At 37.4% G+C, this 16,469-nt stretch carries 16 protein-coding genes; 9 read left to right on the top strand and 7 right to left on the bottom strand.

Annotated elements, in window-relative coordinates; all coding sequences use genetic code 11:
- Positions 1-90 precede the first annotated feature (90 nt).
- Positions 91-1,440, top strand: a complete 1,350-nt coding sequence (locus tag LN051_RS07920) for a glycosyltransferase (protein ID WP_229292004.1) — start codon at positions 91-93, stop codon at positions 1,438-1,440.
- Positions 1,441-1,625: 185 nt separating this feature from the next.
- Here the strand turns inward: LN051_RS07920 and qoxD are convergent, their stop codons facing one another.
- From qoxD to LN051_RS07895, 5 genes are all read right to left on the bottom strand, one after another.
- The gene (qoxD, locus tag LN051_RS07915) at positions 1,626-1,904 is read right to left on the bottom strand and encodes a cytochrome aa3 quinol oxidase subunit IV (protein ID WP_229293650.1); all 279 of its coding nucleotides are present in this window, start codon (positions 1,902-1,904) and stop codon (positions 1,626-1,628) included.
- A gap of 8 nt (positions 1,905-1,912) precedes the next feature.
- Entirely contained in the window at positions 1,913-2,518 is a 606-nt protein-coding gene (gene qoxC / locus LN051_RS07910; protein ID WP_229292003.1) for a cytochrome aa3 quinol oxidase subunit III, read from the bottom strand.
- Positions 2,508-4,496, bottom strand: a complete 1,989-nt coding sequence (gene qoxB, locus LN051_RS07905) for a cytochrome aa3 quinol oxidase subunit I (RefSeq protein WP_229293649.1) — start codon at positions 4,494-4,496, stop codon at positions 2,508-2,510. The genes qoxC and qoxB overlap by 11 nt, the downstream gene beginning before the upstream one ends.
- A 2-nt stretch (positions 4,497-4,498) precedes the next feature.
- Positions 4,499-5,590, bottom strand: a complete 1,092-nt coding sequence (gene qoxA / locus LN051_RS07900; protein ID WP_229292002.1) for a cytochrome aa3 quinol oxidase subunit II — start codon at positions 5,588-5,590, stop codon at positions 4,499-4,501.
- 478 nt (positions 5,591-6,068) lie between these two features.
- On the bottom strand, positions 6,069-6,407 hold the full coding sequence (locus LN051_RS07895) for an immunoglobulin-like domain-containing protein (RefSeq protein ID WP_229292001.1): 339 nt from the start codon (positions 6,405-6,407) through the stop codon (positions 6,069-6,071).
- A 200-nt stretch (positions 6,408-6,607) separates the two neighbouring features.
- Here LN051_RS07895 and LN051_RS07890 point away from each other — a divergent pair, with 200 nt between their 5' ends.
- On the top strand, positions 6,608-7,753 hold the full coding sequence (locus LN051_RS07890) for a globin domain-containing protein (protein ID WP_229292000.1): 1,146 nt from the start codon (positions 6,608-6,610) through the stop codon (positions 7,751-7,753).
- Between the two features lie 400 nt (positions 7,754-8,153).
- Here LN051_RS07890 and LN051_RS07885 read toward each other — a convergent pair whose 3' ends face one another.
- Both LN051_RS07885 and folD read right to left on the bottom strand, forming a co-directional pair.
- The gene (locus LN051_RS07885) at positions 8,154-8,423 is read right to left on the bottom strand and encodes a hypothetical protein (protein WP_229291999.1); all 270 of its coding nucleotides are present in this window, start codon (positions 8,421-8,423) and stop codon (positions 8,154-8,156) included.
- A 152-nt stretch (positions 8,424-8,575) separates the two neighbouring features.
- Complete coding sequence (folD, locus tag LN051_RS07880; protein ID WP_229291998.1) at positions 8,576-9,433, bottom strand: bifunctional methylenetetrahydrofolate dehydrogenase/methenyltetrahydrofolate cyclohydrolase FolD; 858 nt, start codon at positions 9,431-9,433, stop codon at positions 8,576-8,578.
- Positions 9,434-9,643: 210 nt separating this feature from the next.
- On the opposite strand from folD, the gene purE reads away from it, so the two are divergent.
- The 7 genes from purE to purF are packed head-to-tail and all read left to right on the top strand — an operon-like array spanning position 9,644 to position 16,469.
- Positions 9,644-10,126, top strand: coding sequence for a 5-(carboxyamino)imidazole ribonucleotide mutase (gene purE / locus LN051_RS07875; RefSeq protein ID WP_229293648.1), 483 nt, complete (start codon positions 9,644-9,646; stop codon positions 10,124-10,126).
- Entirely contained in the window at positions 10,113-11,240 is a 1,128-nt protein-coding gene (purK, locus tag LN051_RS07870) for a 5-(carboxyamino)imidazole ribonucleotide synthase (protein ID WP_229291997.1), read from the top strand. The genes purE and purK overlap by 14 nt, the downstream gene beginning before the upstream one ends.
- Positions 11,237-11,950 carry a phosphoribosylaminoimidazolesuccinocarboxamide synthase gene (gene purC / locus LN051_RS07865; RefSeq protein WP_229291996.1) on the top strand — a complete coding sequence of 238 codons (714 nt, stop codon included), beginning with the start codon at positions 11,237-11,239 and terminating at the stop codon, positions 11,948-11,950. The genes purK and purC overlap by 4 nt, the downstream gene beginning before the upstream one ends.
- A complete protein-coding gene (gene purS / locus LN051_RS07860; protein ID WP_229291995.1) occupies positions 11,947-12,216 on the top strand; it encodes a phosphoribosylformylglycinamidine synthase subunit PurS in 270 nt (89 codons plus the stop codon). Before purC ends, purS begins: the two co-directional genes overlap by 4 nt.
- Entirely contained in the window at positions 12,216-12,887 is a 672-nt protein-coding gene (gene purQ, locus LN051_RS07855) for a phosphoribosylformylglycinamidine synthase subunit PurQ (RefSeq protein WP_229291994.1), read from the top strand. The genes purS and purQ overlap by 1 nt, the downstream gene beginning before the upstream one ends.
- Complete coding sequence (purL, locus tag LN051_RS07850) at positions 12,880-15,069, top strand: phosphoribosylformylglycinamidine synthase subunit PurL (RefSeq protein WP_229291993.1); 2,190 nt, start codon at positions 12,880-12,882, stop codon at positions 15,067-15,069. Before purQ ends, purL begins: the two co-directional genes overlap by 8 nt.
- Positions 15,048-16,469 carry an amidophosphoribosyltransferase gene (gene purF, locus LN051_RS07845; RefSeq protein ID WP_229291992.1) on the top strand — a complete coding sequence of 474 codons (1,422 nt, stop codon included), beginning with the start codon at positions 15,048-15,050 and terminating at the stop codon, positions 16,467-16,469. Before purL ends, purF begins: the two co-directional genes overlap by 22 nt.

The raw sequence follows: 16,469 nt of genomic DNA, 5'->3' as shown, positions 1-16,469 counted from the left end.
TGACTGATCAATGAGTTAATCTGTAAGAAGAATAGGATAGGTTGTACGATTACGTTACGCACTTGTCTAAATATATAAGGAGGTCACAAGATGAAAAAAGTGGGCATGTTTGTTTGGAATCATTTTACAAATGATGCCAGAGTGAACCGCGAGTGTACAGCTTTAGCTGAAGCAGGCTATGATGTAGACTTGATTGCGATAAATGATCCGAAAAACCCAGCAATTGAAGCGTTTGAAAAAGTAAGTGAACGTTTTCGTGTTCATCGGGTAAAACGTTATCCTTGGTTGCTCCAAGCGTATTCTGACTTTGGCAAGCCTTTTGTCATTGTCGTTGGAGGTTTAGCCATGACTGTTGCTGTAGGATTATTTTTTGTTAATTTCATGATTTTATCGAGTTATTTAATGATGCTTTTAGCTACTGCTGGGGCAATCAAACAAAGAAAAGTGCGTAAAATCGTCGTAAATAGTGCAATCATTGCGCGTATGATTGTGAAAGGCTATTTGTGTAAATCAGATATTTATCATGCTAATGATTTAAATACATTGCCTCAAGGGATTGTATGCGCAAAATTACGTCTGAAGCCTAAACCACTTGTCTATGATAGTCATGAAGTTCAGTCTGATAGAACAGGTTACGATAAGAAAAAGATTAAAGTGATTGAGCGATTTCTATTACGTTTTGTCGATGAGATGATGGTAGAGAATCATACACGTGCGAAACATAATGAAGAAATATATGGTTTTTATCCTCAAACGCTTTATAATTATTCGGAGTTGTATGATATTAACGAACGACCTAAAGTAAATTTACATCATCAATTAGGTCTTCCTGAAGGGGAAAAGATTTTACTATACCAAGGTGGTTTACAACAAGGAAGAGGCTTAGAAAAGCTGATTGAAGCAATGCCACATATTAATGAAGGGGTACTTGTTTTTATAGGTGCAGGAAAATTAACCGCAACACTAAAATCACTAGCGCAAAAATCTCCAGAGCGAGACCGAATCTTCTTTTTAGAAAAAGTGCCTTTTAAGGAATTACCAAGTATTACTAGAGAAGCGTATTTAGGTTTTCAAGTTTTGCAAAATGTGTGTTTTAATCATTATTCAGCAAGTTCAAATAAACTTTTTGAATATATAATGGCACATGTGCCGGTCGTAAGTTGTGATTTTCCAGAGATTGCAAAAGTGGTAAATGAACACGAAGTAGGGATTGCAATTGACGCACATGATTATCGAAATATAGCTCATGCCGTTAACGAATTGCTGACGAATCAAGAACGCTATGGAAAGGCTAAAGCTAACACGAAAAAAGCAAAATACATTTATAATTGGCAAAATGAAAAAAAGAAACTTTTAGCGCTTTATGAAGGAATAGAACTTAAAACAGGATTTATAGGAAAGGTTAAGCACCAGTTAAAGCCAAAAAATATGATTGAATAGACATCATAACAGCCATGATACGATGAACGATTTCATGGCTGTTGTGGTGTCTTTTTTTATGTAGAAAGTAGGTGGTATATTTAATACGATAAATACGTGATTGTCCAATAATGTGGATAAAAATTTGCAGTAAAAAAGAGAACCACACATGTAGTGAGCGTCTCTTTTTATGTTACAGCTTGATTTTATAGGTGAGCGCTGTGTCCACCTTGCATTACCCAGAATGTACCTACAACAATGACAAGTGTAATGATGATAGCGAAGATAACTTTTGCAAGTTGTACGCGGCCATCTTTACCTTCAGTTAAGTGCATGAACATTAAGAGTTGTAAGAATGCTTGGATAAAAGCAAATCCAAAAATAATAGTTACTTTAGCTTCAAATGACAATGATGTGTATAGTGTGACGAAAACTGCAAGTAACGTCAAAATGATTGAGGCGATAAAGCCTATTGTATGTTTGATTACTGTACTCATCCGCTAAACACCATCCCTATCATGTATACGGCAGTAAAGATGAAGATCCATACAACATCTAAGAAATGCCAGTATAAACTTACAATGAAAATTTTAGGTGCATTATGTTTATTAAGTCCGCGCATTGCAACTTGGATTAATAAACAAATGATCCAGAAGATACCTAATGTAACGTGGGCACCGTGCGTTCCTAATAGTAAGAAGAAACTTGACCAGTATGAGCCCGCTTGTGGTACAGCACCTTCATGTGCATAGTGTGTGAATTCGAAAATCTCGAATGCTACGAATCCTACACCAAGAAGTACCGTAATAATCATCCAAATCATAAATAATGTTTTCTTTTCTTTACGCATGTAATAAATTGCGATACCACATGTGTAAGAACTTGCTAAAAGCAAGAACGTCATGATTAAAACAAGAGGTAATTCAAATAACTCTGTTGTCATCATGCCACCGTAGCCACCACCGTGTTGGAGTGTTAACAGTGTTGCGAAAAGCGTACCAAAAAGGGCAAATTCAGCTGTAAGGAAGATCCAGAAACCGAGTTTGTTTAATTCACCTTCATGCGTACGTGCATCAATTGTATCAACCTTATGACTCATGATTCATAGCCTCCCTTTCTTTTTGACGTGCTTTTCTTAAGCGTGCTTCTGTTTCAGCAACTTCACTAGCAGGGATGTAGTAACCGTGATCTTGTTGGAAACTTCTCCAAATCATTAAACCGAAGATACCAAGTAAACATAAAATTGCTGGTAAAATCGTTTCGAATACTAAGAAGAAACCACCAATAAAGAATAGGATACCCATCCAGAAACCGATATGTGTATTATTCGGCATGTGAATATCTTTGTAGTCATGATCATCTAAGTAGTGACGACCTTGAGCTTTCATCTCAACGAATGAATCTAAGTCATCCCAATGAGGTGTTTTTGCAAAGTTGTAATGTGGAGGGATTGCTGAAGCTGTAGCCCACTCAAGACCACGACCTAAGCCGCCCCAGTTATCGCCAGTTGCTTCACGAGGTGCTTTTAAGTGACTGTATACGATGTTACCAACGAAGATTAAGAAAGCGATAGACATCATAGCTGCACCGATTGAAGAGATAAGGTTAAGTAAGAACCAACCATCTTCTGGCAAGTATTTGTATAAACGACGTGGCATACCATCTAAACCTAAAACGAATTGAGGTAAGAACGTCACATTGAAACCAATCATAAAGATCCAGAAGAACCATTTATTTGGTTTTTCGAACAATTTGTATCCCATTGCTTTTGGATACCAGAAAATCATAGCTGCAAAACATGCAAATACAACACCAGCAACAATAGTGTAGTGGAAGTGTGCCACTAAGAAATATGTGTTGTGATATTGAAAGTCTGCAGATGCCATAGCAAGCATAACACCTGTTACACCACCAATTGTAAAGTTAGGGATAAACGCTAACGAGAACAACATTGGTGATTCAAAAGTGATACGACCTTGGTAAAGTGTGAACAACCAGTTAAAGATTTTTACACCCGTTGGCACAGCAATTAACATAGTTGTAATTGAGAAGAATGAGTTAACTAACGCACCGCTACCCATTGTGTAGAAGTGGTGTACCCAAACGATAAAACTTAAGAATGCGATACCAGCTGTAGCCCACACCATACTTTGGTGACCGAACAAACGCTTACGAGCGAACGTCGGAATGATTTCTGAATAAATACCGAACGCTGGCAATACAAGGATGTATACTTCAGGGTGCCCCCATACCCAGAAGAAGTTTGCCCATAACATTGGCATACCGCCGCCAGCAACAGTAAAGAATGAAAAGTCAAAGACTCTGTCAACAGTCATTAATGCAAGTGCCACTGTTAATACAGGGAAAGCTAAGATAATGATTAACATTGTGATGAATGTTGTAACAACAAACATCGGCATTTGCATAAACGTCATACTTGGTGTTTTTAGTTTGATGATAGTCACAAAGAAGTTAATACCTGTGGCTAAAGTACCAATACCTGCGATTTGGATTGCGATTAAGTAGTAATTCACGCCAGGTCCAGGGCTGAATTCACCAGCGAGTGGCGCGTAGTTTGTCCAACCTGCTGCAGGTGAACCACCAATAATAAATGAAATATTGAATAGTAACATACCAGCAACGAACAACCAAAAACTAATGTTGTTAAGTAAAGGGAATGCTACGTCACGCGCTCCGATTTGTAGTGGAATGATGATGTTCATTAAACCAATTACAAGTGGCATTGCCATGAAGATAATCATGATAACACCGTGCGTAGTAAAAATTTCATTATAGTGGTTTGATTCTAAGAATGGATTATTTGGTACTGTTAATTGAATACGTAAAAGGATAGCATCTATACCTCCACGTACAAACATTAAAACAGCACAAATCAAGTACATTAAACCAATTTTCTTGTGGTCGACTGACATGAACCATTCCTTGTATAAATATCCCCAAAGCTTAAAGTAAGTAAGGGCTGCGATTACACCAATGACTAAGAATGGCGCTCCAATTTGAGCCATAGTAATCATCCAGTTCCCGTTTACAATAAGCTCATTCCATGGAAAGTTCATCATTAATGTCCACCTCCACTTTTATCGTTTGATTCCGATTTTGCACCTTTGTGCATTGATTCCATTTCATCCATATTATGTTCTTCTTCTTTAATGAACGCATTATCATATGGCATATTATCCGCTAAAATAGCAGCTTTCATACCGTGACGTTCATAGTTTGGATTTGTGATTTGTGGTTTACGTGCTGGCTTATTCGGTTTACTTAAAACGCCTTCTTTATCATCGTAGAAGTTTGGATCTTTTGGTGAATAGTTGAAACGTTTGTAAGCGTAGAAGATGTATTCTGGATCAGCAGCCGGATCCACGAAAGCCATGTGCGTTCCACTGAATGTTAATTCTTTGTTTGGAGTAATAGGTAAAAGCAGTTTATCGAATGTATCTTGATCGATTTTTGTTTTAGATTTTGCTTCTTTTACCCATTTGTCATACTCAGCTTGACTTACTGCGTGAACGTTAAATGTGTGACGTGAGAAGCCTTCCCCGTTAAAGTTAGAGTTACGGCCACGGTACGTACCTTCTTCACTAGCTTTGTAAGTCCAGTTCATTGTCATGCCTGTCATGGCATATTTTTGACCCCCGAGTTGAGGTACCCAGAAACTTGTCATCGTATCCATAGCTTGAAGCTTGAAAGTGACAGGACGGTTAGTTGGAATTGTGATGTGGTTAACCGTTTCAATTTTTTCATCTGGATAAGCGAAGAACCATTTGTAACCACCGCTGACTGCGTAAATCACTAAAGGTTCATCTTTAGCTTTTGGTGGTTCTTCATACTCATAAAGTGACTTAACAGTTGGAATCATTAATGCAATTAAAATAATTACAGGGATAATGAACCAAATTGATTCAAGTAACACACTATGATGCAATTTGCCAGATTCACTCGTTTTGTTGTAACGATATTTAAAAGTGAAGATAGCAAATAAAATAAGTACGACAGCAACAATGGCAACCATAAAGATAATCGAATAGATGATTAAAAACCTTTGGTCACTTGCCATTGGCCCTTTTGCGTTTAAAACTTCTACATCAGAACAGCCCGCAAGCAAAATTATTGTTCCGAATGCAAGAAGCATAGACTTTAATTTTGACACTTTTTTGACCTCCTAATACTACAATTGTAGGACTTACATTAATTTTAAAATAATATGTGATATTTACAAGAGGCTTTTTAGAAATTTGTCCAAATAAATTTAGTGAAAGCCGTGTGACTCTAACACTGACAAGGGTTAGCACCTTTATAAAAATAATGTGTACATTTTGTGAAATGTGTTACTTTTATTCAAATTTACGCCAAAAGCTACTCTCGCACGATTTATAATAGACTTTGAAATTATATTTTCATATTAAAAAAAGGGGGATTATGTATTGTGTTGTAGGGAAATTACTGATTTATTTATAGGAGAATCATCACATACAATAAGAGATAGAAAAAGAAAGAGAGTGTGTTAATTAGTCATTGAATAGACTTTGAACACACTCCGAAATTGTAAAAAAGCACACATAAGCCTACGCATATTACTATATTGTAATAGTAATTAGGGGGTGGCTTATTGTGTATAAATTACGATTTTAATCAACGGAAGGTGCGTCAACAACTTCAATAATACGTTGGGTTGTTTCGATAGCACCGTCAGAATCAGCAACTTTATATTCTAAATGATATGTACCTGTTTTTGACGTATCAATATGACCTTTAACTTTTATTTTATCCGTAAGGTCACCGTCTTCTTTATCATAAGCTTTAACACCTTCAAGCGGATTGTAGTTCGCACCGATAGTAATTTTAGTATTAGATATTCCTTTGATTGATGGAATTTGATTTGTTGTTGCTTCAGCATTCAAGTTAGGAGTGACCAAAGTGGCCGAAACGCCTAATGCAGATAGAGATTGTAGTAATTTTTGATTCATTGGCTCTAGCCTCCATTTGTTTCTATACAATTACATTATACCTATTTCACACAACAATAAAATCAATCTTTAGTACTAAAAGTTTAAAGATGATGTAAAGCCATTATGAGGCGATCGTGAAACAGAGACGAGCATATCTATAGGAATAAAGTGAAAAAGCATGAATAATAAAGGGGAAAATTGTTACAGGAGTGATGGTAATGTTAACGCAAGAAGAAAAAGGGATTATTTTAGAGACCGTTCCGGTATTGAAAGAAAAAGGGACGGAAATTACATCGGAGTTTTATGGTAGAATGTTCAAACAACATCCCGAATTACGTAATATGTTTAACCAAACAAACCAAAAGAAAGGCTTTCAATCTGCAGCATTAGCACAATCCGTATTAGCGGCGGCTGTTAATATCGAGGATTTGACACCTATTTTACCAATTGTAAAAGAAATTGGATATAAACATTGCGCATTAGATGTACAACCAGAACATTATCCTATTGTAGGCGAAAACTTACTTGCAGCCATTCAAAAAGTAGTAGGTCTTGAAGCGGATCACCCAATTATTCAAACTTGGGGTAAAGCATACGGAGAGATTGCTGATGTTTTTATCAAGGTTGAAAAAGACATTTATGATCAGATGGCTTGGGAAGGATTTAAACCATTCAAGATTGAAAAAATCGAGCAAATTACGCACAATATTAAAGCGTTTACTGTTGTATCAGATGACATTGATTTAAGTCAGTTTGTACCTGGTCAATATATCACTGTAGATATAGAAAGTGAATCATTGCCGTATCGTGCAAAACGTCATTATTCGATTATAGATGGCGATACGAACTTCATCACTTTTGGTGTGCGTCGTGAAGCGAAAGACGGACATGAAGGTGAGGTATCTACAGTGCTTCATGATGCATTTAAAGAAGGGGATTACATTCATTTGTCTGCGCCAGTAGGTGGTTTCCATTTACACGATACGGATAAACCACAGCTTTTCTTAGGAAGTGGCGTAGGCGTAACGCCACTTGTGTCAATGTACCGTCAAGCGGTGAAAGTCTCACCTCAAACGCAGTTTATTAATGTGGCAGCTTCCGAAGCAGATGTGGCATTTAAAGATGAGATTGCAGCGATTAAAGCGCAAGGCACAAATACAGATGTTCATCATCATTTACGTGATAAAGAAGGCTATTTAGAATCAGCTGAGCTAAAGCGTTATTTAACAGAAGACACACAAGTGTATCTATGTGGAGGAACATCTTTCTTACAGGCGATGATCAAAGAATTACGAGCGTTAAACTTTAACGAAGATAACATTCATTTTGAAACGTTTGTGCCAAGATTGAGTGTATCTGTATAAAAATGCTTAAAGGTTTCAACGATTCTATAAAAACGGGGCTGGAACATTGGGTTTCAGTTCCTTAAGAAAAACACCACAAAAACCGTCCGAAAGGTTTTGTGGTGTTTTATTGTTGTTGTTAAATGTAAAGGGGATAGGAATTATGTCCCAACGCCATTATTATCAAGACAAGAAGAAACGCGTTTTCACTTGGTTATGATTTTTCTCTTCCTTTTTTGAAACGAATGAATTTAACTAAATAAAGTATGTAAGCAATGAATAAAAATAAGTTAGATGTTAATACATGAACAGTACTAATATTACCAAATTTTATACTAACCATTACCCACATTATTATCAATAAAAATAACAATAAACATACCCATATATTAAAAATTTTTTCATGGTATCACTCCTAGAGTTAATAGAAAGTAGCTACTCCAGTTATTGCGCCGCCAACAGCACCAACTACTCGGCTACTAACAGCCCCAATTACTGATAGGGTAACTGTCCCAACGCCTGTACTAGCAATACCTAAAGAAGTACCTCCTGTTGCTGCACCACCTGCTAGACTAGCGAGACATTTTAATGATCCTCGTTCTTCTTGTGCTAACTGAACATAAAAGCCTAAATTACCCTCTTTTTCAAAATAACCCAATGTAAAATTGCTACCATAATGGATGAAATTCATTCTTAAGTCTCTAAAATGTTGTTTTATTCACGTTAAGCTGCTAAAACCTAAATAAAACCAAGCAAGGGCTGTGACTTAATTCCTATCCTAAATAAATAACGGGAGCATGATGACGAAATCGATTGATTTCGTCATCATGCTCCTGTTTTTGTCTATTCTAATCCACGACGCATCTTTTCAGCAATGAGTGTATTGTTTAAAACCATTGTAATTGTCATTGGGCCAACACCGCCTGGAACAGGTGTGATAGCTCCTGCAACTTCTGACACTTCCTCGTATTCAACGTCACCTTTTAATTTACCGTTTTCATCAGGAGTATTACCTACGTCGATTACAACAGCGCCTTCTTTGACATCTTCTTTTTTCACCATACCAGGTCGACCTACAGCACTCACGATAATATCCGCATTTTTAAGGTGTTCATGAATATTTTGACTGCGTGAATGTAGGGTTGTCACAGTAGCATTTTGTTGAATGAGTAATTTAGATACAGGTTGTCCTACGATGTGGCTACGACCAATGACAACAGCATTTTTACCTTCTAAATCGATGTCAGCATGTTTTAACAATTCCATAACGCCTAAAGGTGTACATGGAATAAGTTTTGCTTGATCTAAATAAAGGCGGCCGATATTGATAGGATGGAACCCGTCAACATCTTTATCAGGGTCGATGGCATCTAATACTTTTTGTTCATTGACTTGTTCAGGTAGTGGTACTTGCACAAGAATACCGCTGACACTTTCATCATTGTTTAAACGTTCTAATTCTTTTAAAACATCTTCTTCTGACGTATCTTCTTCTAAATGGATGACTTCTGAAATCATCCCGATTTTTTCAGCTGCTTTTTTCTTAGAACGTACATAACTTTGGCTCGCGCCATCATTACCTACTAGGATTACAGATAATTTTGGTGTGTAGCCTTTTTGTTTTAAAATCTCAACCTCATCTTGCAAACCTTGACGGTAATTTTTAGCAATTTCTTTACCATCTAAAATTTTCGCACTCATAATACAAAATCCTCCCTTGGTTAATTCGAACTTTCTAGTGTAAATTATACATCAATTCTCAAGTTTTTGGTCTAAAAACCGAAATATTTAAAATAAAAATACTGTAAAGTTCGATTTTTGGATTGAAAAAAGCATGTTTGGTTGTTATGCTATACCTGTAATATACAACTAATTGGTTTGGTATTTCAAATGATTGAAAGGGTGTTCAAATTGAAGATTGCAGTCATTATGGGCAGTTCATCTGACTGGCAGATTATGAAAGAGGCATGCGATATGTTGGTTTACTTTAATATTCCGTACGATAAAAAGGTGGTTTCTGCACATCGTACGCCTCATATGATGGTCGATTTTGCAACGCATGCTTATGACAATGGGTTCCGTGCCATTATTGCGGGAGCAGGTGGAGCAGCTCACTTACCTGGTATGGTCGCGTCTATGACAACATTACCGGTAATTGGTGTGCCGATTGAATCTAAAAGCTTAAAAGGTTTAGATTCTTTGCTTTCGATAGTACAAATGCCTGGAGGGATTCCAGTAGCGACGACAGCGATTGGAAAAGCTGGTGCAAAAAATGCAGGGATTTTAGCAGCGCGAATCATAGGTGCTACAGATGAAGCAATTCAACAACAACTCAGCGCTTATGAACAATCACTCATTCAAAAAGTGGAGGACATGCAAAATGACCTACAATAAGCTCAAATTCGGTTCAACGATAGGAATCATTGGTGGAGGCCAACTTGGAAAAATGATGGCACAATCTGCTCAAAAGATGGGCTATCGTGTCATTGTTTTAGACCCAGATGCAGCGTGCCCTACGCAATACGTCGCACATGAATTTATTCATGCAGCTTACGATGATGCGGAGGCTTTGGAGGAATTAGGAACGAAATCTGATGTGATCACTTATGAGTTTGAAAATATTAACGCTAAACAACTTCAAAAATTAACAGAGCGTTTTAATGTGCCACAAGGTTATGATGCCATTCAACGCTTGCAAGATCGCCTAATAGAAAAACAATCTATTCAAAATGCGGGTGCACGAGTCGTACCATTTGTTCAAGTGACTTCGCCGAATGATTTGAATATGGCGGTTAAGGAACTGGGTTATCCATTTATGTTAAAAACCCGTTTTGGTGGTTATGACGGTAAAGGACAAGTATTTGTGGATTCAGAGCAGAAATTAGAAGAAGCACTTGCACTTATCCAAGAACAAGAATGTGTCGCAGAACAATTTCTTGAATTAAAACGTGAAGTTTCGTTGACAGTCACTAGAGGTTTAAACGGTGAAATATTATTTTTCCCACTTCAAGAAAATGAACATCGTAATCAAATTCTTTTCAAAACGGTTGTTCCTGCAAGAGTGCATCATACCGCGATTGCGCAAGAAGAAGTTCGAAAGATTACACAAGCCATTCATTTTATAGGAACTTTTACAGTTGAATTTTTTATTGACGAAAATGATGAATTATATGTAAACGAAATTGCACCTAGACCACACAATTCTGGACATTATTCAATAGAAGCATGTGACTATTCACAATTTGACACACATATTATGGCTGTTACAGGCCAGCAATTGCCGCCAGAGATTCAGTTATTAAAACCAGCTGTGATGATGAACTTACTTGGAAAAGATTTGGACTTGCTTGAAGACGTTTTTGCGTCTCATCCTGAATGGCATGTTCACATTTACGGTAAAACATCTCGCAAGCCATTGCGTAAGATGGGGCATCTTACACAACTGACAAATGATATTGAAACAGTAGAAAGCGATTTAATAAATTACTTTGAAGGGAGACAATCATGAGTAACGCTTTAGTTTATGAAGGAAAGGCCAAACGCGTATTTGAAACAGAACAACCACACACACTGCGTATCGAATATAAAGATGAAGTAACAGCAGGAAATGGTGCTAAAAAAGATGAGATGAAAGGGAAAGGGCGATTGAATAACAGAATCACTTCTGAAATATTTAATTATATTGCTCAACATGGAGTGAAAAGTCACTTTATTCGTCGCATTTCTGAAACAGAACAAATTGTACAGTCTGTAAATATCGTTCCATTAGAAGTAGTTGTACGAAATATAGCTGCGGGTTCAATAACAAAACGTCTCGGCATCGAAAGTGGGCATCGATTTGAAGTACCACTCGTGGAATTTTTCTACAAAAAAGATGAACTCAATGATCCCCTTATTACTGAAGATCATATTAAATTATTACACATTGCAGATGAAGACGAAATTAAAAGTTTAAAAGCACAAGCGCTACAAGTCAATCAAGCATTAGTACAATTAATGAATGAAATGGACTTGGATTTAGTGGATTTCAAAATTGAATTTGGTAAAGATGCAGAAGGCCACTTATTGCTTGCGGATGAAATTTCCCCTGATACTTGTCGAATTTGGGATAAAACAACGGGTGAAAATTTTGATAAAGATGTTTATCGCAATGACACAGGCTCTTTAATAGACACGTATGAATCATTTTTAAATAAACTGGAGGCTCTTAAATCATGAAAAAAATCGAATTACACATCACATTACAACCACAAGTTTTAGATACACAAGGACAAGCATTAACACGTGCAGTACACGATTTAGGTTATGCGCAAGTCAATGATATCCGAGTAGGAAAAGTACTTTATTTAACTGTCGATGAAGCAACGGACGAAGCGATTCACAATGTTGTTACGACGCTAAGTGAAAAGCTATTTGCGAACACTGTTATTGAAGAATACAGCTATACAATTTTAGGTGACGCTTCAGAAAAGGAGAATGTCTAATGAAATTTGCGGTACTTAAATTTCCGGGATCTAATTGTGACCGCGATATGTATAATGCAGCCATTAAGTCAGGAGTAGAGGCTGATTATGTAGATTATCGTGAAACGTCTTTAGAAGGTTTTGATGGGGTGTTAATTCCTGGTGGATTTTCATTTGGAGATTATTTACGCTCTGGGGCTGTTGCAAGTGTGGCACCTATTATTAATGAAGTAAAACGTTTAGCTGCAGAAGGGAAACCTGTCTTAGGTGTGTGTAACGGTTTTCAAATTTTAACAGAGATTGGACTGCTTCCAGGAGCTTTATTGCATAATGACAGTCATTTGTTTGTAAGCAGAAATGAACGTTTAACAATTACGAATGCACAGACACCATTTACTAATTTATATGATGAAGGCGAAGAAGTGATTTATCCGGTAGCACATGGAGAAGGTCATTACTATTGTACAGAAGAAATATATAATGACTTAGTTCGTAACAATCAAATTATTTTGAAATACAATGAAAACCCTAATGGTTCATATGAAGATATTGCAGGGATTGTTTCAAAAGAAGGCAATGTATGTGGTATGATGCCTCACCCTGAACGTGCGTTAGAAATGATTTTAGGAACTGATAGTGGTGTGAAATTATTTGAATCAATGGTCAAAAGTTGGAGGGAACAACATGCCTAAATTTTTAGAACCTACTGCAGAAGAGGTTAAAAGTGAAAAGTTATATCAAGACATGGGTTTAAGTGACGCAGAATTTGAAAAAGTTCAAGGTATTTTAGGACGTAATCCTAATTTTACGGAAATTGGTATCTTTTCCGTGATGTGGAGTGAACATTGTTCATACAAACATTCAAAACCGTTTCTTAAACAATTTCCTACAACTGGTGAGCATGTATTAATGGGGCCAGGTGAAGGTGCCGGCGTTGTTGATATTGGTGATGAACAAGCTGTTGTTTTCAAAGTAGAGTCCCACAATCACCCTTCAGCCATTGAGCCTTACCAAGGTGCGGCGACAGGCGTCGGCGGTATTATACGTGACATCGTTTCTATTGGTGCACGTCCAATCAACCTTTTAAATAGTTTACGATTTGGTGAGTTAAATGAAAAGACTAACAGACGTCTATGTCGTGGTGTTGTTGCGGGTATTGGTGGTTACGGAAATTGTATTGGTATCCCAACAACGGCAGGCGAAATAGAATTTGATGAGCGTTATGATGGTAATCCGCTTGTTAATGCGATGTGTGTCGGTGTAATCGACCATAACATGATTCAAAAAGGAACAGCCAAAGGTGAAGGCAACTCTGTTATTTATGTTGGTTTGAAAACAGGACGTGATGGTATTCATGGTGCAACGTTTGCTTCTGAAGAACTTACTGAAGAAAGTGAAAGTAAACGACCTTCAGTACAAATTGGTGATCCATTTGTAGGTAAGAAATTAATGGAAGCGACTTTAGAAGCGATTCAGTACGATGAGCTTGTAGGTATTCAAGATATGGGGGCAGCAGGTTTAACGTCATCTTCATCTGAAATGGCTGCTAAAGGTGGAAGTGGTATCCATTTAGAACTTGAAAAAGTACCTGTACGTGAAGAAGGTATTTCACCATATGAAATGATGCTTTCAGAGACACAAGAACGTATGTTGTTAGTAGTTAAAAAAGGAACAGAGCAAAAGTTCTTAGATTTATTTGATTTTTATGAGTTAGACAGTGCAGTTATCGGTAAAGTGACAGATACAAATCGCTTTGTATTAACATATGAAGGTGAAGTTTTTGCTGATATTCCTGTAGAACCACTTGCAGATGAAGCACCAGTATATGTTTTAGAAGGAGAAAAACCAGACTATACGCCTGAAAAACGTGATTATTCAAATATTGATGCTGAGGAAGTTTTTACTAAGTTATTAACGCATCCAACAATTGCCTCTAAACGCTATTTATATTCACGATATGACCAACAAGTCGGCGCAAATACAATTGTGAAACCAGGTCTTCAAGCTTCTGTTGTACGTGTAGAAGGTACAAATAAAGCGATAGCTTCAACGATAGATGGAGAAGCGCGTTATGTATTTAATGATCCATATGAAGGTGGAAAGATGGTTGTTGCTGAAGCTTATCGCAATTTAATTGCAGTGGGTGCGAAACCATTAGCGATGACGGACTGCCTTAATTATGGTTCGCCGGAAAAGAAAGAAATATATCAACAATTAATTGATTCAACACGTGGTATGGCAGAAGCGTGTGATGTATTAAACACGCCTGTTGTGTCAGGTAACGTGTCACTTTATAACGAAACACGTACATCATCTATTTTCCCAACACCAGTTGTAGGGATGGTCGGATTAATTGAAGATATTAAATATCTTGAAACATTCCAGCCACAAGCTAGAGATACATTGTATCTTGTTGGTAAAACTGAAGCGCATTTTGGCGGTAGCCAAATTGAAAAGTTATTATACCAACGTGTTAATCATGAAGCGGAACATGTAGATTTAACGGAAGAAGCTAAACGTGGAGAAACAATTCGAGAAGCGATCCGTTCAGGACAATTATCACATGTTCAAACTGTAGGTAAAGGTGGCGCTTTAATCACATTGGCACGAATGAGTGCACACTATAGTTTAGGTGTAGAAGCAACGTTGCCATTTTCTCGAGAACTTTTCTTTAGTGAAACACCAGGACGCTACATTGTCAGCGTTAAAGAAGGACAACACTTTGATATGGAAGATGCAGTTAAAATTGGAACATTTACGGATAAAGATGTATTTAACGTGCGTGGCACAGATGCAACAATTGAACGTCATACGTCTGAATTAAAACGTGAATGGGAAGGAGCAATTGAGGCATGTATGACATCCGTGGATTAAATGAAGAATGCGGTATTTTCGGAATTTGGAATCATCCACATGCAGCACATTTAACCTATCTTGCTTTGCATAGTTTACAACATCGTGGTCAAGAAGGCGCTGGAATTGTTTGTTCGAACGGAGAACAACTTTTTGGGGCTAGAGGAATGGGATTGTTAACTGAAGCTATTTCTGATGCACAACTTAAGTCATTAGAAGGTTACAAACATGCAATTGGACATGTCCGTTACGCTACAACAGGTGCGAGTGAAGTATCCAATGTCCAACCTTTCTTATTTAAACACTCTAAAGGTGATCTTGGATTGGCGCACAACGGGAATTTAACAAATGCAATGCAACTGCGCCGTGCAATTGAATCTACGGGAGGCATTTTTCAAACGACGAGTGACTCTGAAGTTCTCGCACATTTACTGATTAAAGGTACTTCCAAGCACATTAAAACAAATCAAAAGTCTGCATTAAATCAGATGAAAGGCGCGTTTAGTTGCGTTATTTTAAATGAACAGCAATTGACTGCAACGCGTGATCATAGAGGTGTAAGACCGCTTATGTTAGGTAAAGTAGACGGTGCTTACTGTGTTGCGAGTGAAACATGCGCATTTACAGCAATTGGTGCAGAATATATTCGCGATATTGAACCGGGTGAACTTATTACATTTTCTAATGAAGACGATGTAGATTACGATCATTATACGGCAGACATTGATCATCGCATGTGTTCTATGGAATATGTTTATTTTGCTAGACCTGACTCTGAGTTTCGCAAACATTCAATTTATCAAGTTAGAAAAGCACTTGGCAGACAACTGGCAAAGGAAATGGATGTAGAAGCAGATATCGTGATCGGCGTACCAGATTCATCTCTACAAGCAGCAAAAGGTTTTTCAGAAGTTTCAGGTGTTACAAATGAACAAGGATTATTAAAAAATCGTTATATTGGACGTACGTTTATTACGCCGGATCAAGCTGTACGTGAGCGACAAGTACGTATGAAACATGCGCCTATACGAGATGTTATAGATGGGAAGCGTGTCGTTGTAATTGATGATTCGATTGTACGTGGGACAACAAGTAAACATATCGTCAAGACGTTAAAGTCGGCTGGTGCTAAAGAAGTGCATATGGGCATATCTTCGCCACCTTTGAAAAATCCATGTTATTACGGTATCGACGTATCGACACATGAAGAGCTTATGGCAGCACAATATGATCTTGATGAAATTAGAGACAAAATTGGTGCGGACTCTTTAACTTACCTTTCTGTTGAGGGGATGCATGACGTATTTAAGCAATATGGTTCAAAAGGTGAATGTAATGCGTGCTTTACAGGACATTACCCAATTGAAATCATAGACCATGAATTACCTGTAGCAAAAGAATTGAAGCGAAGAGGAGTGTAA

It is taken from the genome of Staphylococcus ratti (assembly GCF_020883535.1).
In the GTDB taxonomy this organism is placed as follows: domain Bacteria; phylum Bacillota; class Bacilli; order Staphylococcales; family Staphylococcaceae; genus Staphylococcus; species Staphylococcus ratti.
Note: the sequence above shows the minus strand (reverse complement) of the source record. Positions and strands in the feature narration are given on the sequence as shown.